This window comes from Ruegeria sp. BHSC026 (assembly GCF_059613065.1).
Window position 1 is genome coordinate 112,052 of record NZ_JBXWRV010000007.1, and the last position, 20,966, is coordinate 133,017.

Consider the following 20,966-nt stretch of genomic DNA (forward strand, 5'->3'; position numbering starts at 1 on the left):
TGGTCGATTAAAGGGGAACCGCAACCTTTGTCGACCCGAGGCCATGGCCCAGATCGAATTTTCAGAACATGGATCGCGCAACCGCGGGGCCTTGGGCACGCGGTTCGTCGGGGCCTTGGCCTATCTGGTGGCGGCAACCTGCCTGTTGCCGATGGTCGCCGTGGTGCTGGCGGCCGTCACCGGCGGTACCGACACGATCCGGCATCTGCTGGACACGGTCCTGCCCGGCTATGCCACCACCACGGCTATTCTGGTGGTTCTGGTCTCGGCCGGCACCTTCGCCATCGGGGTCGGGGCCGCGTGGCTGGTCACCATGACCCGTTTTCCCGGGGTACGCCTGTTCGAAGTGGCACTGGTGCTGCCGCTGGCCTTTCCGGCCTATGTGCTGGCCTATGCCTATACCTTCATCCTCGATCACCCCGGCATCGTTCAGACCACGCTGCGCCAGGTGACCGGCTGGGGCCCGCGCGACTATTGGTTCCCCGAGATCCGCTCGACCGAGGGTGCGGCAGTCATGCTGATCCTGGTGCTGTACCCCTATGTCTATCTGTTGGCCCGCGCGGCCTTTCTGCAACAAAGCGCCACCGCCTTTCTGGCGGCGCGGGCGCTGGGCAGCAGCCCGTGGTCGGCCTTCTGGCGTGTCTCGCTGCCGATGGCGCGACCCGCCATCGCCGGAGGCGTACTGCTGGCGGTGATGGAGACCATCGCCGATTTCGGCACGGTCGCCTATTTCGGGGTTCAGACCTTTGCCACCGGCATCTATACTAGCTGGTTTTCGATGGCCGACCGCGCGGCGGCAGCGCAGCTGGCGCTGTGCCTTCTGGCCTTTGCGCTGGTGATGGCCGTGACCGAGCGCACCCAGCGCGGCAAAGCCAAATACTACCAGCCGGGCAAACGCCATTCGGCCTTGCCGGCGGCGCAATTGTCCGGTTGGCAGGCCGTGGCGGCGTGGGTCCTGTGTGCCATCCCGGTTCTTTTGGGGTTTCTGTTGCCGGTCGTCGTTCTGGTGCAGATGGGGCTGGAGTCCGAACAGGACCTGCTGTCGGCCCGCTATCTGGGGTTCATTCGCAATTCTCTGACGCTGGCGGGAACGGCGGCGGTGATCACCGTCTGCGCGGCGGTCTGCGTGGGGTTCTATCAACGGCTGCGGCCCGGGCGCGGCTCGGCCATGGCGGCCTATGTGGCGCGGTTGGGCTACGCCGTGCCGGGCGGGGTCATCGCGGTGGGGCTGATTGTGCCCTTTGCTGGATTCGACAATGCGCTGGACGCCTGGATGCGGCAGTCCTTCGGCGTGTCGACCGGGTTGCTGGTCACCGGCTCGATCTGGCTGTTGGTGGCGGCCTACATGGTGCGCTTTTTGGCCGCCGCGCTCAGCGCCTATGAAAGTGGCCAGAGCACGGTGCATGCAAATATGGACGCCGCTGCCCGGTCCTTGGGGCAGACACCATTGGGCACGTTGAGGCGGGTGCATCTGCCGATCCTCACGCCGTCGTTGCTGACGGCGCTGCTGATCGTGTTCGTGGACGTGATGAAGGAACTGCCGGCCACGCTGATCATGCGGCCGTTCAACTTTGATACGCTGGCGGTGCAGGCCTATCGGCTGGCCTCGGACGAACGGTTGGAGGGCGCCGCCGTTCCGTCGCTGGTGATCCTGGCCGTGGGGCTGCTGCCGGTGATCCTGATCTGCCGCCAGGTGGGTCGCAAGCCCTGACCGGCGGTTCAAAAATACCACACCCTGTCGTGACAGACTTGATCTGATCTCCGTTTCCGGCAAGGCTGAAGACATGAACATGCAGCCTCCCAGCCGGAACCCTGCAGGGCCGACCCAGATGCCGGTGGCCTTCAACCGGCAAGAGATGTCATTGATTCTTTCCGTCTATGGACGGATGGTCGCCGCCGGAGAATGGCGCGATTACGGAATATCCAACCTGCGCGACGTGGCGATCTTTTCGGTCTTCCGGCGCACCGCCGAACACCCGATCTACCGCATCGAGAAACACCCGCGTCTGCGGCAGAAACAGGGCATGTTCTCGGTGGTGGGCATGGACGGACGCATCCTGAAACGCGGGCACGACCTGCGCGCCGTCCTGCGGGTGCTTGAGCGCAAGCTGATCCGCTCGGTCGACCCGGATTAGAGCCGCTTGTGCGCCGTGACCGGCCCGTCGCCCTGGGCCTCGATCCGGGCGATGGCCTGATCCATCGGCTCGAATACCACGGCCATGTGGTGGGCATTGGCATGCAGCAGCAGGTTGTCACCGGACACCCAGGCCACATGGCCTTTCCAAAACAGCAGATCGCCACGCTGCGCCGGGGAGCCTTGAGGCAATGCGGTCCCCAGGTCTCGCTCTTGATCGCCGCTGTCGCCGGGGCAGGCCACACCGCAGGCCAGCAGCCCCGCCTGCACCAGGCCCGAACAATCCAGCCCCCACCGGCTGTTGCCACCCCACAGATAGGGCGTGCCCAGAAACAGTTCGGCCACCGCCACCGGGTCGTTCAGCAGTGTTCCGACCGGTTTGACATGCACTGCGGGGATGAACCCAAGCTCGGTCTCGACAAAGCGGTCCTGTTGCGACAGCGCCACGATCCGGCTGCCAAAGCTCAGGCTGACCCGGTCGGGGCTTTTGATTTCGGGTTCGGAATAGGCATGGGTCGCCGGGGCCCAGATCCAATGCGTGGCCGGGGCATCCGGGCCCAGCTGGTCCGCGCGCAGCCAGCCTTGATACCCATCCTTGTCGGAAACCACCCGGTACCAGCCGCCGGACTGTTCGGTGACGTCAAGGCCGTCGCCATACAGCAGCTGCCGGTCACGCGAGCCCTTGGGGCTGCGCAGCAGGTCCACGACGGGGCGGATGACGCGCGCGCGGTTCACAGGCCCAGCAACCCCGGCAGGGCGGTCAGCAGGGCGCGCGGCCCTTGCCCCAACCCGCCCTTGCTGCGGCCGGGCTCTTTGGCTTTTTGCCAGGAATAGATGTCGAAATGCATGTACCGGCTGTTTTCCACGAACCGCCGCAGGAACAACGCCGCGGTGATCGACCCGGCGAACCCGCCCGCCGGCGCGTTGTCGAGATCGGCGATGCCCGGCTCGATCAACGTTTCGTAGGGCGTGTGGAACGGCATCCGCCAGACCGGGTCAGCCGCCTGAACAGCGGCCTGCGCCAAGGCCTGCGCGGCGGCATCGTCATTGGTGTAGAACGGGGCCAGATCCGCCCCCACCGCCACCCGCGCCGCCCCGGTCAGCGTCGCCATCGAGATCACCAGATCCGGCGCGCCCTCATCCGCCAGCGCCAGCGCATCGGCCAGCACCAGCCGCCCTTCAGCATCGGTGTTGTTGATCTCGACCGTCAGGCCCTTGCGTGAGGTCAGGATGTCGCCCGGCCGGAACGCGTTGCCCGCCACCGCGTTTTCCACCGCCGGGATCAGCACACGCAATTGCAGAGGCAGATCCAGCGCCATGATCATGCGCGCCAGCCCCAGCACGTTCGCCGCGCCGCCCATGTCCTTTTTCATCAAACCCATCGCGGCGGCGGGCTTAAGATCCAGCCCGCCGGTGTCGAAACAGACGCCTTTGCCGACTAGGGTCAGTTTCGGGCCGGATGTGCCCCAGGTCATCTCGATTAGGCGCGGGGCCTGTTCGGCGGCCCGGCCCACGGCGTGGATCATCGGGAAATTCCGTTGCAGCAGCGCGTCGCCCTGCGTCACCGAACACTGGGCGCCGAACTCCCCGGCCAGCGCCTCGGCCGCGGCCTGCAGCTGATCGGGGCCCATGTCGGCCGCGGGCGTGTTGACCAGATCGCGGATCAGCGCCTCGGCATTGGCCATGATCTCGACCCGCGCGGCGTTCACCCCGTCCGGCGCGACCAGCCTGGCCTTGGCGGCCGATTGCGTGGCATATCGGTCAAAGGCATAGCCGGTCAGCAACCAGCCTAGCGCCTCGACCTCGGCGCGGTCGGCGGGCAGGCCCGAAGCGATGGCATAGGTGCCCTCGGGCAGCGCCTCGGCCGCGGCGGCCAGCGGGAACCGAACCCGCGCGCGCCGGTCGGCGGTGCCATAGCCGGCCAGTGCACGATCGGGCGCCCCTTCAGCACCCGGGATCAGCAACACCTGCCCCAACGCCCCGGTGAACTTGTTCGCCGCCACCCAGGCCTGAACCTGCGGCGGCTGCGCTTCGAGCCACCCATCGCGTGCGTCCTGGTCGATGACATGCAGCGCAGTGGCCGGTTGGTCGGGGGAAGCGAATGTCAGGGTCATGGGCGCCTCGGTCTGATCAGGTTCGTGCACAGACTAGCGACAGGTATGGCGCCCGCAACCCCCGTCAGATCGAAAGATCCTGCTGGTCCCACACGGCGGTCAGCGACCGTTCGCCCACCCGGATCAGCCGGTTAAGCGTGGCGCCGGCGGCCACCGCATCGCCCGCATCTACGGCCCGGGTCACGTCCGCGGCTACACGGGCCAGCAGGGTCATGCCCACCTGTTCGGCGATCGCGATCAGAGACCTGGCGCATTTGCGCAGGTCGGTCCAGTTGCGCTGACGCCAGTGCCGCTCGCAATTCGACAGACGCACGGCCAGTTCCTCGACCGTGCGGCACAGCACGTCCATCGCGTTCTGGTCGCCCAGCTGCCGGTACAGCCCGCTCAGGCAGTCCGGGTCCAGACGGACGGATTCCTTCTGTTCAAGCGTGACAATCTTGTCCACCACATTCACCCCAATCTTCATGCCCCCACGGCACCGGTGACCCTGCCACACTGAACCTTTGCAATTCCTTGAGGCCAACCGGCAAAATCGCTCGAATTTTTCCTGAATTTGGGTTACAGCGGCCGCCAGAAAGACTATCAGGGACAGCCCAATGCAATTTGCCAAACCTCTGCCGAGCTATCTGGTTCAGCGGTATCACGGCTGGAAGGCCACCACCTATTCCGAGAACCAGGCCTGGTACCGACGCTTGGCAACCGAGGGGCAACGCCCGCGCGCCATGGTGATTTCGTGCTGTGACAGCCGGGTGCATGTCACCTCGATCTTCGGCGCCGATCAGGGCGAGTTCTTCATCCACCGCAACATCGCCAACCTGGTTCCGCCCTACGAGCCCGACGGCGAGCGCCACGGCACCAGCGCGGCGATCGAATATGCGGTGACGGCGCTGAAGGTGGCGCATCTGATTGTGCTGGGCCATTCGCAATGCGGTGGCGTGCAGGGCTGCATCGACATGTGCAAGGGCAACGCTCCGCAGTTGGAGGCCAAGGAAAGCTTTGTCGGCCGCTGGATGGACATCCTCAAGCCCCGGTTCGATCTGGTCGCCGATGTTGACGACAGTACTGAACAGGCCCGCCAGTTCGAGCGGCAGGCGGTCGTCGCCTCGCTCGAGAACCTGATGACCTTTCCCTTCGTCGAAAGCGCCGTGAAAGCCGGCGAGATGTCGATCCACGGGCTGTGGACAGATATCGGCGAGGGCGCGCTGGAATTCTACGACCCCAAGGAGAAGAAGTTCGCCTTGGTCTGATCGGCGCGTACGCGCGCACCCGGCCGATTCGACCCGGCGGGTCAGGGCAGGCGAATCCGCGCCAGTATGCCCAGATGGTCCGACCCCAGATAGGGGCGGAGATGCACCGTGCCGGTCGTGCCCATGGGGAAAAGGAGGTTGTCGATGGGCATCGGCATCATCCAGCTGCCCAGGGAATGGGTGTTCAGCACCATTCCGAAATTCCGGTTGCCGGTGGCCGAGCGGATTCGCGCCACGCTGCCGCCCCAGGGCACCATGTTGAAATCGCCACCGACCAGAACCGGGCCATCCAGGTTTTCGATATATTCGGCGATTTTGCGGCTTTGGTTGAACTGGTCATACGGAAACGGCCACTGCATGTGGATCGAGACCACCCAGACCGGCCCGTTGTCCGGGGTCAGCACCTTGATCCCGGCCGCACCCAACCCTGACAGGCAGAAGTCCGACCCGTCGATGGCGGGCAGATCGGTCAGAACCGCCACGTTCTGTTCGGGGCGAAACCTGCAGTACACCGCAGTAGGGTAGTGCTCGAACAGGGTGTGCATGTATTTTCGGTTGTGGCTCGAGACCTCCTGCAGCGTCACGATCCGGGCGCCGGATGCGATAATGTCCTCGGCCAGCTCGTATCGAGGCCATGCCTTCCGCATGAGGTTCTTCTGATAGAAGGTCAGGCAGCCGTCGTCACAGCTGGTGTCGGCCGGCGCGTAGCCCAGCGCGATCGATGCAGCGGCGACCAGTGAAAACGCCATCGAGACCAGAGCCAGCCGCCAGGCCCGGACCAGCGCCAGCACCAAGGCGCAGACCATCAGCAAGGCCCCGGCCTGAGGGCGCAGCAAGGCCAGCGAATCCCCCACGGCCAGATAGCGCCCGGTGAATCCCATCAGGACGATGCCCGCCAACAGCGCGGCGCACAACGCAATCAAGCGCCGCAAGATGGCTTTTCCGGTCAATGCCTGCATTCAACGCCCCGGGTCTACGGTCAGGTCAGGATATGCGCTCTGACCCGCCTCGCGTCCAGACCCGCTGCCACAATAATGGCTGCCCACGGGCGCCCGTCCCGAAAACACGCAAGGCCGCCTCGGCGGAGGCGGCCTTGCAATTGCATCAGGGCCGGATGTCAGCCCTTTTTCAGAACCTCGCGGCCCAGCAGCTCGGCGATTTGGACGGCGTTCAGGGCTGCGCCCTTGCGCAGGTTGTCCGATACGCACCACAGGTTCAGGCCGTTTTCCACGGTCGAATCCTGACGGATGCGGCTGATGAAGGTGGCGAAATCGCCCGCGCATTCGACCGGCGTGACGTATCCACCGTCCTCGCGCTTGTCGATCACCATCAGGCCGGGGGCCTCGCGCAGGATGTCGCGGGCCTCGTCCTCGTCCAGGAATTCCTCGAACTCGATGTTGATCGCCTCGGAGTGGCCCACGAAGACCGGCACGCGCACGCAGGTGGCGGTCAGCTTGATCGACGGATCGACGATCTTCTTGGTTTCGGCGACCATCTTCCACTCTTCTTTGGTCGAGCCGTCTTCCATGAAGACGTCGATATGCGGAATGACGTTGAAAGCGATCTGCTTGGTGAACTTCTTCGGCGGCACATCGTTGATCGGGTTGTAGACGGCCTTGGTCTGGTCCCACAGCTCGTCCATGCCCTCCTTGCCGGCGCCCGAGACCGATTGATAGGTCGAGACCACGACGCGCTTGATCTTGGCGCGGTCATGCAACGGCTTCAGCGCCACCACCATCTGCGCGGTCGAGCAGTTGGGGTTGGCGATGATGTTCTTGTTCTTGTAGTCGTGGATTGCCTGCGGGTTCACTTCCGGAACGATCAGCGGGATCTCGGGGTCGTAGCGATAGAGCGACGAGTTGTCGATCACCACGCAGCCCGCGGCCGCCGCCTTGGGGGCGTAATCCTTGGTCGCGGCGGACCCCACGGCGAACAGCGCCATGTCCCAGCCGGTGAAATCGAACGTGTCCAGATCCTGGGTCTTGAGTGTCTTGTCGCCAAAGCTGACCTCGGTGCCCAGCGAACGGCGGCTCGCCAGAGCGGCGATTTCGTCAACCGGGAACTGGCGCTCGGCCAGGATGTTCAGCATTTCGCGGCCCACGTTCCCCGTGGCGCCGACGACAACGACGCGATAGCCCATGTCTAGTCTCCTGAATTAAGGACGCGCGTTCATAGCCGCGAAACCGAAAAGAAAAAAGGGTCTTCGCGGCGGAATTGACCGTTTGACGCAGTTTTGCGGCACCTCAGCCGGCCAGCAGCCGCCGATAGAGCGCAACAAGCGCCTGCGCCTCGCCGTTGATGTCGAAATTCCGTTCAACATGGGCGCGGGCGGCCTGACCCGCGCGGGCCAGGGAATCACGGTCCGTCAGCATCTCGGACGCGGCTGCGGCCAGCGCCGGAATGTCGCCCGGAGGCACCACCCGACCCAACGCGGGGTCGGTCACGATCTCGGAAAACGCGCCCACATCTGTGGCCACCACGGGCACGCCGCAGGCCATCGCCTCCAGCGGCGTCAGTCCGAACCCCTCCCAGCGTTGGGGGGCGATGAACAGGTCCAGCACCTGGTACCATTGGGCGATCTTGTCCACGGTGACCTCGGGCTTGAACAGGATGCGGTCGGAAAGGCCGGCTTGGGCCACCTTGTCCTTCAGTTCGGTCAGGAAAGCACCGTGTTTCTCGGTCGCGCGGCCCATAACGATGCCATGCACGTCGGGGACTTGCCCGCACAGGTCGATCATAGCATCGACGAAGGCGTCGGTGCCCTTCTGGTGCCGAATGCGGCCATAGCAGCCCAGCAGCAGCCCGTCGGGCAGCCCCAGCTTCTGGCGCAGCGCCGCCTTGTCCTGCGGAGGGGTGAAATCCTGCAGATTGATCCCGTGCATGATCACCTGCGCGTCCCGCTCAAGGTACCCGGCCGTCTTGCGCGAGGTCGCCACCACCGCGTCCATCTTGCCGATCAGCCACTTGGTATAGCCTGTATGCGCCCGCTGCGAGGCGCTGGTGAACAGCAGTTTCAACCGCAGCCGCAGCAGGTCGCGCAGGATCAGGCCCAGCAGCATCTCGGTGTTGCGGCGGGCGTGCCAGACCCGCAGCGTCTTGCGCGACAGAAAGGGCAGGTGGCCCAGCGGGATGTGCGGGATGTCCTCAGGCAAGCCCGGGCCGGTGGCGGCGATGTCGATCCACTGCGCCTGCAACGGCACCAGCCGTGCGATCGTGGCGGTCACGCCCGACAGGCGGCGTTTCAGGTTGGGGGCAAGGACAACGGGGTCTTTCACGGGATGCGCTCCGGCGGGGTCTCACTCCATGCTGTCACGGCTGAACAGGTAGATCACGCAGCCGATCGCCAGCGTGGCGGCAAAGAAGGCGAATATCGCTGTGTAGGGTGCGGTTGGTCCCATGTCCACCGTCGCCGCATGGATGCGGCCGGTGGCGAATTGCGCCAGCCCCACGCCGCCGATCCCGAACAGGTTCAGCAGGGTCACGCCGCGCCCCACCAGGTGCGCCGGGATGAAGGCGCGCCCATGCGCCATGATCACCGGGAAGGATGCCCCCAGAAACCCGATCAGCGACATCAGCAGAACCGACAGCCAGACGGCGTCCGCGACCCACAGCCCCAACAGCCCCAGCGCCAGTACCGCCAGCGCGTTGCCGCCGAAGATCACCCATTTGCGGGTGTTCAGCAGCCGGTCCAGCGGCCCATAGACAAAGGTGCCCGCGATCATCGCGGCGCCCATGACCAGCGTGGCCTGCCCGATCTGGGTGGCGCTCAGCCCGAACACGTCCAGCAGATAGGGGCCGGCCCACAGCCCCCGCAGCGCGGCCGAGGGCGCATAGGCCACCAGCATCAACGGCAAAATCGCCCACAGAGCTGGCTCGCGCAGCAGGTCCAGAACCGACCCTTTCTGCTCGGACACCACCCGCGCGGGGTCTTTGACCGTCACCCAGATGCCCAAGGCCACCGCGCCCGAGATCGCGGCCAGCCCGGCCAGCGTCGCGCGCCACCCCATCAGCTCGACCGCCAGCGCCGTGGGATACGAAGCTACGAGGTTGCCAACCGACCCCACGCCCAGCATCACCGCGGCCAGGGTCGCGAATTTCGCGGGCGGATACTCGCGGGCAAAGATGAAATACGAGGCCATCAGAACCGGCGAACACCCGACCCCGATCAACGCCATCGCCAACGCCACGTGCAGGGGCGTCGTGGCCAGCGCGAACACCGCGGCCCCACCCGCGCCGCCGATCAGCAGCAGAACCGCCGCCGTCTGCCGCGGGCCAACCCGGTCCAGCGCCCAGCCCACCGGGATCTGCATGGCCGCAAAGACCAGAAACCACAGGCCCGAGGCCCAGGCCAGGTCCTCGGGCGTGGCGCCGATGTCGCGCGCCAGATCGGCGGTCAGAACCGCAAGGAACGCGCGGAAGAACTGGCTGAGGACATAGGCCAGACACAAGATCACCAAACCTGCCTGCATGTCAGTCTCCCTAACGTCCGCTTTGGCAGGATGCTTGGCACGTCCCGATGCCATGCACAAGCGCGTGTGATATGTTGCAATGTCGGGACAGCCACACGGACTGCGCTAACATGATCTTGAGGTAATGGGAGGGACGATGAAGGACGCCGATCTGGGATTCTATGACCGGATTCCCGTCACGCGCGATTTTCTTGCCCTGTCCGACCCGGCGCGGTTCACGCCGGTTCCGGACGGCTGGATCGTTGGCGTGGCCGATATCGTGGACTCGACCGGCGAAATCGCCCGTGGCCGCTACAAAACCGTGAACACGGTGGGTGCGGCGGTGATCTCGGGCATGATCAACGCGCTGGGCGGTCAGAATTTCCCGTATGTATTCGGCGGCGACGGGGCCGGATTCGCCGTCGCGCCCGAACACGAATCCAAGGCACGCGCCACGCTGGCGGCGCTGCGCAGCTGGGCCGCGGCCGAGTTCGACATCGCCCTGCGCGCGGCCCTGGTGCCCGTGTCCGACCTGCGCGCGGCAGGGCACGACCTGCGGGTGGCACGCCATGCGCCGTCCTCAGGGGTGGACTACGCCATGTTCACCGGCGGCGGGCTGGCCTGGGCCGAGGCGCAGATGAAGGCCGGTCGGTACGAGGTTCCGCCCGCCGGGCCCGAGGCGCAGCCCGACCTGACGGGCCTGTCCTGCCGCTGGTCCAACAGCCCGGCGCGGCACGGGCAGATCGTGTCGCTGGTCATCCAGCCGACCGCCCGCGCGACCGAACGCGATTTTGCCGATTTGGCCCAATCGGTCCTGTCCGCCGCCGAGGCGCTGGAGCGCGCGGGTCATCCCGTGCCGGCCGGAGGGCCGCCAATGAAATGGCCGCCGCCGGGGCTGGCGCTCGATGCTCATGTCTCGCGCGCGGGGCGCAACCTGGCGGTGCGCAAGGCCGCGCTGCTGGTACAGAACCTGCTGATCTGGCTGTTGTTCAAAACGGGCAAGAGACTGGGCGAGTTTGAGCCGGGCCACTACAAGACCATGGTCAGCCGAAATGCGGATTTCCGCAAATTCGATGACGGGTTGAAGATGACGCTGGATTGCGACGGCGAGACCCTGTCGCGGATCACCCGGCTGCTCGACGATGCGCGCGGGCGCGGCAAGGTTCGGTACGGCATCCATTCCCAGCACGAGGCGATGATGACCTGCGTCGTCCCCGCCGCCACCCGCGACGATCATGTGCATTTCGTCGATGGCGCCTCGGGCGGCTATGCACGGGCTGCCGCCGCGATGCGGGGTTGAGCCGGCTCTAGGCCTTCCACTTCGCGGCCAGCCCGCGCGCCGCCTGCGCCAGAAGCATCACGTCGATGCCGACCGCCAGAAACTGCGCGCCCATGTCGCGATAGGTCTGAACCGCTTCGTCATTGGTACCCAGAATGCCGGGCGCCTTGCCTGCGGCCCGGATCCGTTTCAGCGCATCGGCGATGGCCGAGCGGACCTCGGGCGCGGTGCTGTCGCCCTTGTATCCCATGTCGGTGGACAGATCGGCCGGGCCGATGAACACACCATCCACACCCTCGACCTGCAGGATCTCGTCCAGCGCGGCCAGGCCAGCCCGGTTCTCCACCTGCACCAGCAGGCAGATCTCGTCATCGGCGGTCTGCACATAGTCGCCGACCTGACCGTACATCGTTGCCCGCGACGCCGCCGCCCCGACGCCGCGCGCGCCTGTCGGCGGATAGCGGCAGGCACGCACCAGTTCGCGCGCCTGGTCGGCGCTTTCGACGATCGGTACCAGAACGGTCTGGGCGCCGGCATCCAGCACCATCTTGATCAGCCAGGTCTCGCCCACGGGCACCCGCACCACCGGGTGCGAGCGGCTGCCGGCCAGCGCCATCAGCTGATCGCGGATCGAGCGGATGTCGTTTGGGGCATGTTCGCCATCGATCACCAGCCAGTCGAACCCGGCGGTTCCCATGATTTCGGCGGTGACGGGCTCGGCAAAACTCATCCAGCAGCCAATCTGCATTTCGCCCTGTGTCAGAGCCTGTTTGAACGGGTTTTTGGGGGCGGGCATCAGTTGTCCTCCTTCGGGGGTGTGGGCAAGGTGCGGGCGATTTGGGTGATAACGTCAAAGGCCATCCGGACGTCCTCCTCGGTGGTTTCGAACTGGCCGGCCTGGAAACGGATGACGATGTCGCCATCGACTCGGGTCTGGGTCAGATAGATGCGGCCGTCATCGTTGATGGCGTTGACCAGCCGCAGGTTCAGGTCGTCCAGATCCGCTGTGCCGGGTGGCTCATAGCGGAAAGTCCACAGGGACCACATGGGCGGGGTGACGATCCGGAAATCCGGCTCGACCGCCAGCCGGTCATGCAGGTCGCGCGACCAGTTGACGTGGTTGCGCAGCCGCGCGCGCAACCCTTCCAGCCCGTAGGCGCGGATCACGAACCACAGTTTCAGCGCCCGGAACCGGCGGCCCAGCGGCACCGACCATTCCGAATAGTTGATAATCCCGTCCTGGCCATGGGTTTTCAGGTATTCGGGGCTGATCGCTAGCGTCTGCACCAGATCGTCGGGGTTTTTCAGGAAATGCGCGCAGCAGTCGAACTGAACCCCCAACCATTTGTGCGGGTTGAAAACGATGCTGTCGGCCCGGTCGATCCCCGGCCAATAGTGGCGGTATTCGGGGCAGATCATCGCCGACCCGGCCCAGGCCGCATCTACATGCGTATACAGCCCGTATTTCTGCGCGACTTTCAGGCACTCATCCACCGGATCGGTCGCGCCGGTTCCGGTGCCGCCGACGCACAGGATCACCCCCGCGGGGTGAAGGCCGGCGTCCAGATCGGCCCGGATCGTGGCCTCGAGCGCCGCAGGGTCCATGCCGCGCCAGTCACCCTTGATCGGGACGCGCACCAGGTTGTCCTGCCCGATCCCGGCGACCCAGATGGCGCGGTCGACCGATGTGTGCACCTCGGACGAGCAATAGACGCGCAAGGGTTTCTGCCCGAACAGGCCCTGACGGTTGCCCTGCCAGTTCAGCGCCTTTTCCCGCATGGTCAGAACGGCGGCCAGCGTAGCCGAAGAGGCCGAATCCTGGATCACACCGGCAAACCCTTCGGGCAGGTCCAGCGCCTGCCGCAGCCAGTCCATCATCCGGGTTTCCATCTCAGTCGCCGCGGGCGAGGTTTGCCACAACATGCATTGCGGGGCGATCGCGCTGGCCAGAAACTCGGCCAGCACCGACGGCGCTGAGGCATTCGAGTTGAAATAGGCGAAGAAGCGCGGGTGCTGCCAATGAGTGATGCCGGGCATCACGATCCGCTCGAAATCCTCGAATATCCCCTCGATCGGCTCGCCGGTTTCGGGTGGGGCGGGGGGCAGGGCGTTCAGCACGTCGCCCGGCCGGGTCCGGGCGCGCACGGGGTGATCGCCGACGGTCTGGTGATAATGCTGTGCCCATTCGGCCACCCGCTTGCCCCAGTCCGAGAATTCACTCCATTGCATCGCGCGCCCTTCCGATCTTCGTGCGTGGTTTCCGTGACAGTGATGGACACGCTGCGGCGCAGGTCAATCGAAATTCCGAACAGCCCCTCGCGCACCACTGCCCGGAATGCTTGAACGTCCGGGTGTGGTGTCTATGCTGCGGGCAACGGCCACAAACGGACACGCCATGACCCGACCTCTGTTTTCCCTGCCCGACCCCTTGGCGATCCCTGTATCAGGCGAAGATACCACCTATCCGGTTGGGCGCATCTTTTGCGTCGGCCGGAACTATGCCGCCCATGCGGCCGAGATGGGAAACGAGGTCGACCGTGAGGCGCCGTTCTATTTCACCAAGTCCCCGCAGAACGCCATTCTGACCGGGCAGACCGTGCCTTACCCGCCGGGAACAGAGAATTATCATCACGAAATGGAACTGGCCTTGGCCATCGGTCGCCCGGTGTTTCAGGCGACGTCGCAGCAGGCTTGGGATGCCGTGTTCGGATATTGCTGCGCGCTGGACATGACACGGCGCGACCTGCAGATCCGCGAGCGCAACAAGCAGCGCCCCTGGGATCTGGGCAAGGATGTGGAAAACGGCGCGGTCTTCGCACCGCTGACCCGAGCCGCCGATTGGGCGGCGACAGATGACATTCGCATCCATCTGAGCGTCAACGGTGAGGTCCGGCAGGACGCCACCTTGTCCGAACTGATCTGGCAGATCGACGAGATCGTCATGCACCTGTCCCGGTTCTATCACCTGCGGCCCGGCGACCTGATCCTGACCGGAACGCCCGCCGGTGTCGGCCCGGTTGTCGCCGGAGACGTGCTGACCGGCGGTATCGACGGGCTGGACCCCGTCCGCCTAACCCTCGGGCCGGCGGAATAGACCCTAAGAAGGGTTTTTCAGCTGCTCAAACAGGCGCGCGAAGCCAGTCTGCGTCAAAGACGACCCGATCCAGCCCGGCAAACCGGCGCACCCGGTCCAGCTCGGCCTCGAGCCGCCGGGTGCGGGCGTGCGACCACCGGACCCCGCGCTCGGGCCACAGGGCGCGGACCCGCAAGGTGCCTTCGTCGCGATGGGCCTTCATGTCGATCCGTCCGATCAGACGGTCTTTCTCGAGCAGCGGAAAGACGTAGTACCCATAGGTGCGCTTGGCCTCGGGCACGAAGACCTCGATCCGGTAGTGGAAGCCGAACAGGCGCTGGGCGCGGTTGCGGTCGCGCAGCATCGGGTCGAACGGGCTGAGCACACGGATCCGCCCCGGCGCGGGGGCAGGGTCGGCAGCCCGGTCCGTCAAATCGGGACGCGCAAACACGCGGCGCATTCGACCATCGGCACATTCCACCTCGATTTCCTGCAGATCACCCCGTGTCAGAGCCTGTTTGCACCACTCTTTCGCCTCGGCAGGGGTGACCGTATCCCAAAAGGCGGCCAGTTCGCCCGAGGTGGCAAAGCCCAACCGGTCGAGCGCCGCGCGGCACAGCCAGTCCACCGTCGCGTGATGGTCGCACTCCATCACGCCGGGGCATAGATGGGCATCGATCACGCGCTCGGTCAGGTCGTATTGCTTTTGAAACCCTCGGCGCCCCACCACCGTCAGCGCGCCCGAGCGCCACAGGTATTCCAGCGCCGTTTTCGAGGGGTGCCAATCCCACCAGCCGCCCGAGCTCTTTTTCTCATCCTGACCCAGATCGGCCGAGCATACCGGACCGTGGTCGCGGATGTGCCGCAGCACGGTCTCGAACTGCTGTTCGAACCCGTCGCGCCGCCAGTTGCGCCAGCGGGCCCGCAGCATCTCGGCGTCGCGCTGGAAGCGCAGATGCCAATGCGGATAGAACGCCATCGGGATCGCGGCGGCGTCGTGGGTCCAGTGTTCGAACAGGCCGCGGTCGCGCTCGTACAAGCGCTTGAGGTCGTTCGGCCGATAGGACGGGCGGCGCGAGAACAGGATCATGTCATGAGCGCGGGCAACGGTGTTGATGCTGTCGAGCTGCACGAACCCCAGCCGGTGGATCAGGTGCAGCAGGTCGGGCCCCTTGGCCGGACCTGCGGGTTGTTCCGCCAGCGCGTGGCGGTCCATGAACAACGCACGGGCGGTTCGGTTGTCCAGCCGGGGTCGCGCGGGTGCCTCAGCGCCGCTTGAGCGTGTCGCCATAGCTGATCTTGGGCGTAAGGGTGATGCGGGTCTCGATCTCGGCGTCGGGATCGGCCCGCTTGGCGGCGATGATTTCGGCCGCCTTGCGCCCGATTTCCAATCGGCAGGCATCCATCGTCGCCAGCTTGCGCGGCAGACCCTGCAGCAGCTCAACGTTGTTGAATCCGGCCAGACCGATCTGCCCGGGCACATCGATACCTTGCTCAAGCAGGTACAGCAGCCCGCCTGCGCCGATCATGTCGTTGGAGTAATACAGGAAATCCAGATCCGGGGTGCGTTCAAGCATGGCCTTTGTCATCTCGCGCCCCTTGGCCAGGGCCGAACCGCCGGAATAGAACTCTCGGTCCTCGATCTCGATTCCGTGCTTGCCCAGAACTTCGGTGAAGCCCTCGAACCGTTTGCGCGCGCGGTGGTCCAACGGCATCTTGGTGCCCATGAAGCCGATATGCTGATACCCGGCCTTCAGGATCGCCTGCGCCATCTCGCGCCCGGCCCGGCGATGCGAAATGCCCACCATCGCGTCCACAGGCTTGCCGTCCGTATCCATGATCTCGACCACCGGAATGCCCGCCGAATCCAGCATGGCCCGCGCGGCCTCGGTGTGTTCCAGCCCGGCGATGATCACGCCCGAGGGACGCCACGAGAGCATCTCGTACAGAACCTTCTCCTCTTTTTCCGGCAGATAGTCGGTGACGCCGACCACGGGCTGCAGCTCGGTATCCTCGAGCACCTGGTTGATGCCGGTCAGCACCTCGGGGAAGACCATGTTCGACAGCGACGGGATGATCACCGCCACCAGGTTCACCCGGCTCGAGGCCAGTGCACCGGCGATCTTGTTGGGCACGTACCCCAGCTCTTTCGCGGCGGCCAGAACCCGGGTTCGGGTGGCCTCGGACACATCGCCCCGATTGCGCAGGACCCGGCTGACCGTCATTTCCGACACACCGGACGCTTCAGAGACATCACGGAGGGTAAGCGGGCGTTTCGTTTCTGTTGTCACGGGGATACCTGCATTGTTGTTTACCCCGATGCTAGCGCGAACGGGGCAATCTGTTCAACTGTTGTGCAAAGGTCATGACAAGCGGGAAAAACCCGGCTAGAGAAGGCGCCGCGCGGCCCCGTGGCTCAACTGGATAGAGCAGCCCCCTCCTAAGGGGCAGGTTGCAGGTTCGAATCCTGCCGGGGTCGCCAGAAAAATCAAAATGTTGTCAAAATAGCCAACTGTCCGCGCAAAAGAACGAAATAGAGCGCGCAAGGTGGTTGGCCGGATGGTGCGATGGCCGGCTTTCCGCAGGAAATATATATTAAAAACAATGTGTTGAGAGGAATCATCTTGCGCTCGAGCTGCTCGCCATCCGCTCCCCGTCACCCCCTGATTTGACACGTCGCCCCGGATCGCGTCACTGGAGGCAATCAGGCTCCGGAACCCTTCAGACCCACCCCAGCTACCATGACGGTGCGGAGGGCTCCGCCCGTGTCCGGTTCGATCACCAGCGCATCTTGAGCCGCCAGTCCGATAGAACAATGATTTCCCGATCAACAAGCCTGTGTGGCCACATCAAGACAGCTTGCGGCAATACCGCGTTTTGGGAAATTTTTCGTTATAGGGGAATGGTGCCCAGGAGAGGACTCGAACCTCCACGTCCATACGGACACTAGCACCTGAAGCTAGCGCGTCTACCAATTCCGCCACCTGGGCAGGTGTCGTGGAGGGGCGTTTAAGCCTAGTCGCGGGGGGCGTCAACAGGATTCGAACAGATTTTTGAAAGTTTTTTTGCCGCCGCCGAAATCGGTTCGGGACCCCTGGGCCAAATGCGGGGTTTTCGTCGCTTGCGCGGCGTTATTGCGCCTTGTTTGCAGCGCTTGCGGACGTTAGATCACATCAAGACCCACACAGTAGGAGCGCTGTCATGTCCAAACTGGTCACGATTTTCGGTGGATCGGGATTCGTCGGTCGCTATGTCGCGCGGCGCATGGCGAATGAGGGGTGGCGCGTCCGCGTCGCGGTTCGGCGCCCGAACGAGGCCATTTTCGTCAAGACCTATGGCGTCGTGGGGCAGGTCGAGCCGATCCTGTGCAACGTCCGCGACGACGCTTCGGTAGCAAATGCAATGCGGGGCGCGGATGCGGTGGTGAACTGCGTCGGTGTTCTGAACGATCTGGGTAAGAACGGCTTTGAGGCGGTGCAGGCCGAAGGGGCCGAGCGGATCGCGCGTCTGGCCGCGCAGCAGGGAATCAAGCGGATGGTGCATATTTCGGCCATAGGCGCGGATCCCGATTCCGACAGCGAATACGCGCGCACCAAGGCACAGGGCGAGGCCGGCGTTCTTACCCATATGCCCGACGCCGTCATCCTGCGGCCCTCGGTGATCTTCGGGCCCGAGGATCAGTTCTTCAACCGGTTCGCGGGAATGACCCGGATGTCGCCGTTTCTGCCGATTTTCGGTGCCGACACCCGGTTCCAGCCGGTCTATGTGGATGACGTGGCGCAGGCCGCGATCAAGGGCGTGTTGGGGCAGGCCGAGCCGGGGAACTACGAGCTGGGCGGCCCCGAGGTCAAAACCTTCCGCGAGCTGATGCAGCAGATGCTTGGGGTGATCCACCGCAGCCGTATCATCATCGGCCTGCCGTTCTGGGTGGGGCGGATCATGGCCGGGGTTCTGGACATCGTGAAATTCGTCAGCTTCCAGCTGTTTCCGAACAACATCCTGACCCGCGACCAACTGAAGAATCTGCGCCGCGACAATGTCGTGTCGGAGGGGGCGAAAGGTTTCGCCGATCTGGGGATCGAGCCGGCCACGCTTGAATCGGTGCTGCCGGAATACCTGTGGAAGTTCCGCCCGTCGGGACAGTACGACGAGATCCAGAACTCGGCCCGAAACTTGCGGGCCTGATCAGCCGTAAGCGATGCTCAGCAGGACAACGCCCAGGATCACGCGATAGATCACATAGGGCGTGAAGCTGACGCTGCGCAACAGCCGCATCATCAGGCTTAGCGCCAGCAGGGCCGAGACGAAGGCGAACACGGCGGCAATCGCGCTGTCCTTGGCCAGTTGGGTATCGGCCTGATCGATCACGTCCAGCGACAGCAGAGCACCCGAGGCGAGGATCGTCGGGATCGACATCAGCATCGCGATGCGCGCGCCGTCCTCGCGGGTATAGCCCAGATGGCGCGCGCCGGTGATGCAGATCCCCGACCGCGAGGTGCCGGGAATCAGCGCCAGAACCTGCCACAGGCCCAAGATCATTGCATCGCGCAACCCCCAGTCGGCGGCCTCTTTGGTCTGGGGGCCTTTCTGGTCCATCCAGTACAGCAGCAGCCCGAAGCCCAGCATCGTCCATCCGATCACCGCCACGGACCGCATCGTGCTGCTGAGCCCGGTCAGGTGCAGGATGGCACCGACGATGACGGTCGGGATGGTGGCCACGATCAAGGCCAAGGCCAATCGCGATTGCGGGGTGTCGATGCGTCCGCGCAACGCACGGGGCAGGCCTGCAAGGGCCAGCTTAACGTCGCTCCAGAAATACAGAACCACCGCGCCCAAGGTGCCCACATGCACCGCCACGTCGATGGCCAGGCCCTGATCGTCCATCCCGGTGAGGCTGGGTAGCAAGATCAGGTGGCCCGAGGACGAGATCGGTAGAAACTCGGTGATACCTTGGATGATCGCCACCAGAATCAGCTGAAAAAGACTCATCCGCACACCTGCCCGCTGTCACGTTTTCTTTGTCCGCAATGGGTATATCTGGCATGATGAAAAGGAAAGCGCCGAGATGGGTCCGAATCGGACATAAAAAACAAAAAAATCTGGGTGCTCACGGCGCATTTCCAGCATTTTTTTGAATTTAGGTCAGTACAGTTGACTTTTCATTCGAAAAGCTGTCGCCTAAAGAAACTCGACCAAGCCAATTCATGGAGTCTGACCGTGGCCAAGCAACCGATGCTGAAATTTGTGCAGATCGATCGTGACATGCCCCAAAAGCGTGCTGCTGATGACCGCAAGGATGACTTCCACGAAATCTATGCCGAGTTCGCCGCGGAAAAGGCCGCCGAACAGGCCAGCCGTTGCAGCCAGTGTGGGGTGCCCTATTGCCAGTCGCACTGCCCGCTGCACAACAACATCCCCGACTGGTTGCGCCTGACCGCAACGGGGCGGCTGGAGGAGGCCTATCAGACCAGCCAGGCCACCAACACCTTCCCCGAGATCTGCGGTCGCATCTGCCCGCAGGACCGCCTGTGCGAGGGCAACTGCGTCATTGAACAATCCGGCCACGGAACGGTGACCATCGGCGCGATCGAAAAATACATCACCGACACCGCGTGGGACAAAGGTTGGGTCAAGCCGGTCTCGCCAGCCGCCGAGCGCCCCGAAAGCGTGGGTATCATCGGTGGCGGCCCCGGCGGTCTGGCGGCGGCGGACATGCTGCGCCGGGCCGGGATCCAGGTCACGGTCTATGATCGCTATGACCGCGCGGGCGGGTTGCTGATGTATGGCATTCCGGGCTTCAAACTGGAAAAGGACGTGGTTCAACGCCGCAACGAACTGTTGGCCGAGGGTGGCGTGACCTTTGAGTTGAACTGCAACGTGGATGCGGCCAAGTTCGCCGAGATCCGCGCCAAGCATGACGCCGTGATCATTGCAACGGGCGTCTACAAGTCGCGGGATCTGTCCATGCCCGGCAGCGGTCTGCCTGGCATCGAAAAGGCGATCGATTTCCTGACTGCCTCGAACCGCAAAAGCTTTGGTGACACGGTGCCGGAATATGACAGCGGCCGCCTGAACGCCAAGGGCAAGAAGGTGGTCGTGATCGGCGGCGGCGATACCGCGATGGATTGCGTGCGCACCGCGATCCGCGAGGGCGCGACCTCGGTCAAATGTCTGTATCGCCGCGACCGGGCGAACATGCCAGGTTCGCAGCGCGAAACCCAGAACGCCGAGGAAGAGGGCGTGATCTTCGAATGGCTCAGCGCGCCCAAGGGGTTCGTGGGCGATGAGCGCGTTAACGGTGTAATTGTGCAGAAGATGCGCCTGGGCCAACCCGACGCGACTGGCCGCCAAACTCCCGAAGTAATCGAAGGCGCGGATTACGTCGAAGAGGCCGATCTGGTCATCAAGGCGCTGGGCTTCGAGCCCGAGGACCTGCCCACCCTGTTCGGCCAGCCCGACCTGCCCGTGACCCGCTGGGGCACCGTCAAAGCCGCGTTCGAGACCGGCGAGACCGAGATGGACGGCGTCTATGCCATCGGTGACATCGTGCGCGGTGCCTCGCTGGTGGTCTGGGCGATCCGCGACGGGCGTGACTGCGCGCAGGCCATCATCGACCGGTTCAACGGCAAGGCCGCGCTTGCGGCCGAGTGACACCGCAGCCCAGCGACAGG

General features: G+C 64.6%; 19 protein-coding genes and 2 tRNA genes. 8 read left to right on the forward strand and 13 right to left on the reverse strand.

All coding sequences use genetic code 11. The features are described 5' to 3' along the window. Nucleotides 1–43 precede the first annotated feature (43 nt). Both AC2FME_RS11210 and AC2FME_RS11215 read left to right on the forward strand, forming a co-directional pair. Nucleotides 44–1,711, forward strand: coding sequence for an ABC transporter permease (locus AC2FME_RS11210; protein ID WP_496800462.1), 1,668 nt, complete (start codon nt 44–46; stop codon nt 1,709–1,711). Nucleotides 1,712–1,784: 73 nt separating this feature from the next. Continuing rightward, nucleotides 1,785–2,135 (forward strand): DUF2794 domain-containing protein, encoded by a 351-nt coding sequence (locus tag AC2FME_RS11215; RefSeq protein WP_496681005.1) that lies wholly within the window; start codon nt 1,785–1,787, stop codon nt 2,133–2,135. Here AC2FME_RS11215 and AC2FME_RS11220 read toward each other — a convergent pair. From AC2FME_RS11220 to AC2FME_RS11230, 3 genes are all read right to left on the reverse strand, one after another. Continuing rightward, entirely contained in the window at nt 2,132–2,869 is a 738-nt protein-coding gene (locus AC2FME_RS11220) for a C40 family peptidase (protein ID WP_496800463.1), read from the reverse strand. The two genes, AC2FME_RS11215 and AC2FME_RS11220, sit on opposite strands and share 4 nt — an antisense overlap. Continuing rightward, a complete protein-coding gene (locus tag AC2FME_RS11225; protein WP_496800464.1) occupies nt 2,866–4,248 on the reverse strand; it encodes a leucyl aminopeptidase family protein in 1,383 nt (460 codons plus the stop codon). Before AC2FME_RS11225 ends, AC2FME_RS11220 begins: the two co-directional genes overlap by 4 nt. A 64-nt stretch (nt 4,249–4,312) precedes the next feature. Further along, the gene (locus AC2FME_RS11230) at nt 4,313–4,702 is read right to left on the reverse strand and encodes a hypothetical protein (RefSeq protein ID WP_005979954.1); all 390 of its coding nucleotides are present in this window, start codon (nt 4,700–4,702) and stop codon (nt 4,313–4,315) included. A gap of 142 nt (nt 4,703–4,844) precedes the next feature. On the opposite strand from AC2FME_RS11230, the gene AC2FME_RS11235 reads away from it, so the two are divergent. Further along, nucleotides 4,845–5,495: a carbonic anhydrase gene (locus AC2FME_RS11235; RefSeq protein ID WP_496681001.1), complete on the forward strand. Its 651-nt coding sequence runs from the start codon at nt 4,845–4,847 to the stop codon at nt 5,493–5,495. A 41-nt stretch (nt 5,496–5,536) separates the two neighbouring features. Here the strand turns inward: AC2FME_RS11235 and AC2FME_RS11240 are convergent, their stop codons facing one another. From AC2FME_RS11240 to AC2FME_RS11255, 4 genes are all read right to left on the reverse strand, one after another. Beyond that, nucleotides 5,537–6,454 (reverse strand): endonuclease/exonuclease/phosphatase family protein, encoded by a 918-nt coding sequence (locus AC2FME_RS11240; RefSeq protein WP_496800465.1) that lies wholly within the window; start codon nt 6,452–6,454, stop codon nt 5,537–5,539. A 158-nt stretch (nt 6,455–6,612) separates the two neighbouring features. Then, the gene (locus AC2FME_RS11245; RefSeq protein ID WP_496687765.1) at nt 6,613–7,635 is read right to left on the reverse strand and encodes an aspartate-semialdehyde dehydrogenase; all 1,023 of its coding nucleotides are present in this window, start codon (nt 7,633–7,635) and stop codon (nt 6,613–6,615) included. A 103-nt stretch (nt 7,636–7,738) separates the two neighbouring features. Continuing rightward, nucleotides 7,739–8,770, reverse strand: a complete 1,032-nt coding sequence (locus tag AC2FME_RS11250; RefSeq protein WP_496800466.1) for a glycosyltransferase family 4 protein — start codon at nt 8,768–8,770, stop codon at nt 7,739–7,741. Between the two features lie 21 nt (nt 8,771–8,791). Further along, the gene (locus AC2FME_RS11255) at nt 8,792–9,964 is read right to left on the reverse strand and encodes an MFS transporter (RefSeq protein ID WP_496798908.1); all 1,173 of its coding nucleotides are present in this window, start codon (nt 9,962–9,964) and stop codon (nt 8,792–8,794) included. Nucleotides 9,965–10,100: 136 nt separating this feature from the next. Here AC2FME_RS11255 and AC2FME_RS11260 point away from each other — a divergent pair, with 136 nt between their 5' ends. Then, on the forward strand, nt 10,101–11,243 hold the full coding sequence (locus tag AC2FME_RS11260) for a DUF3095 domain-containing protein (protein WP_496680989.1): 1,143 nt from the start codon (nt 10,101–10,103) through the stop codon (nt 11,241–11,243). Between the two features lie 7 nt (nt 11,244–11,250). On the opposite strand, the gene AC2FME_RS11265 is transcribed toward AC2FME_RS11260, so the two are convergent. Beyond that, nucleotides 11,251–12,018: an HpcH/HpaI aldolase family protein gene (locus tag AC2FME_RS11265; protein WP_496800467.1), complete on the reverse strand. Its 768-nt coding sequence runs from the start codon at nt 12,016–12,018 to the stop codon at nt 11,251–11,253. Continuing rightward, the gene (locus AC2FME_RS11270; protein WP_496800468.1) at nt 12,018–13,451 is read right to left on the reverse strand and encodes a pyridoxal phosphate-dependent decarboxylase family protein; all 1,434 of its coding nucleotides are present in this window, start codon (nt 13,449–13,451) and stop codon (nt 12,018–12,020) included. Before AC2FME_RS11270 ends, AC2FME_RS11265 begins: the two co-directional genes overlap by 1 nt. A gap of 166 nt (nt 13,452–13,617) precedes the next feature. On the opposite strand from AC2FME_RS11270, the gene AC2FME_RS11275 reads away from it, so the two are divergent. Continuing rightward, nucleotides 13,618–14,316, forward strand: a complete 699-nt coding sequence (locus tag AC2FME_RS11275) for a fumarylacetoacetate hydrolase family protein (protein WP_496800469.1) — start codon at nt 13,618–13,620, stop codon at nt 14,314–14,316. Between the two features lie 25 nt (nt 14,317–14,341). Here the strand turns inward: AC2FME_RS11275 and AC2FME_RS11280 are convergent, their stop codons facing one another. Together AC2FME_RS11280 and AC2FME_RS11285 are read right to left on the reverse strand one after the other, a co-directional pair. After that, complete coding sequence (locus tag AC2FME_RS11280) at nt 14,342–15,586, reverse strand: winged helix-turn-helix domain-containing protein (protein ID WP_496800470.1); 1,245 nt, start codon at nt 15,584–15,586, stop codon at nt 14,342–14,344. Next, nucleotides 15,561–16,586, reverse strand: a complete 1,026-nt coding sequence (locus AC2FME_RS11285) for a LacI family DNA-binding transcriptional regulator (RefSeq protein WP_496680977.1) — start codon at nt 16,584–16,586, stop codon at nt 15,561–15,563. The genes AC2FME_RS11280 and AC2FME_RS11285 overlap by 26 nt, the downstream gene beginning before the upstream one ends. Nucleotides 16,587–16,700: 114 nt before the next feature. Between AC2FME_RS11285 and AC2FME_RS11290 the strand changes: the two genes are divergently transcribed. Then, nucleotides 16,701–16,777 (forward strand) — tRNA-Arg (locus AC2FME_RS11290). Between the two features lie 421 nt (nt 16,778–17,198). Here the strand turns inward: AC2FME_RS11290 and AC2FME_RS11295 are convergent. After that, nucleotides 17,199–17,285, reverse strand: a tRNA-Leu gene (locus tag AC2FME_RS11295). A gap of 211 nt (nt 17,286–17,496) precedes the next feature. On the opposite strand from AC2FME_RS11295, the gene AC2FME_RS11300 reads away from it, so the two are divergent. After that, nucleotides 17,497–18,480 carry a complex I NDUFA9 subunit family protein gene (locus tag AC2FME_RS11300; RefSeq protein WP_496800471.1) on the forward strand — a complete coding sequence of 328 codons (984 nt, stop codon included), beginning with the start codon at nt 17,497–17,499 and terminating at the stop codon, nt 18,478–18,480. On the opposite strand, the gene AC2FME_RS11305 is transcribed toward AC2FME_RS11300, so the two are convergent. Beyond that, entirely contained in the window at nt 18,481–19,284 is an 804-nt protein-coding gene (locus AC2FME_RS11305; protein ID WP_496800472.1) for an undecaprenyl-diphosphate phosphatase, read from the reverse strand. A gap of 228 nt (nt 19,285–19,512) precedes the next feature. On the opposite strand from AC2FME_RS11305, the gene AC2FME_RS11310 reads away from it, so the two are divergent. Beyond that, nucleotides 19,513–20,946, forward strand: a complete 1,434-nt coding sequence (locus tag AC2FME_RS11310; protein WP_496800473.1) for an NAD(P)-dependent oxidoreductase — start codon at nt 19,513–19,515, stop codon at nt 20,944–20,946. Nucleotides 20,947–20,966 lie beyond the last annotated feature (20 nt).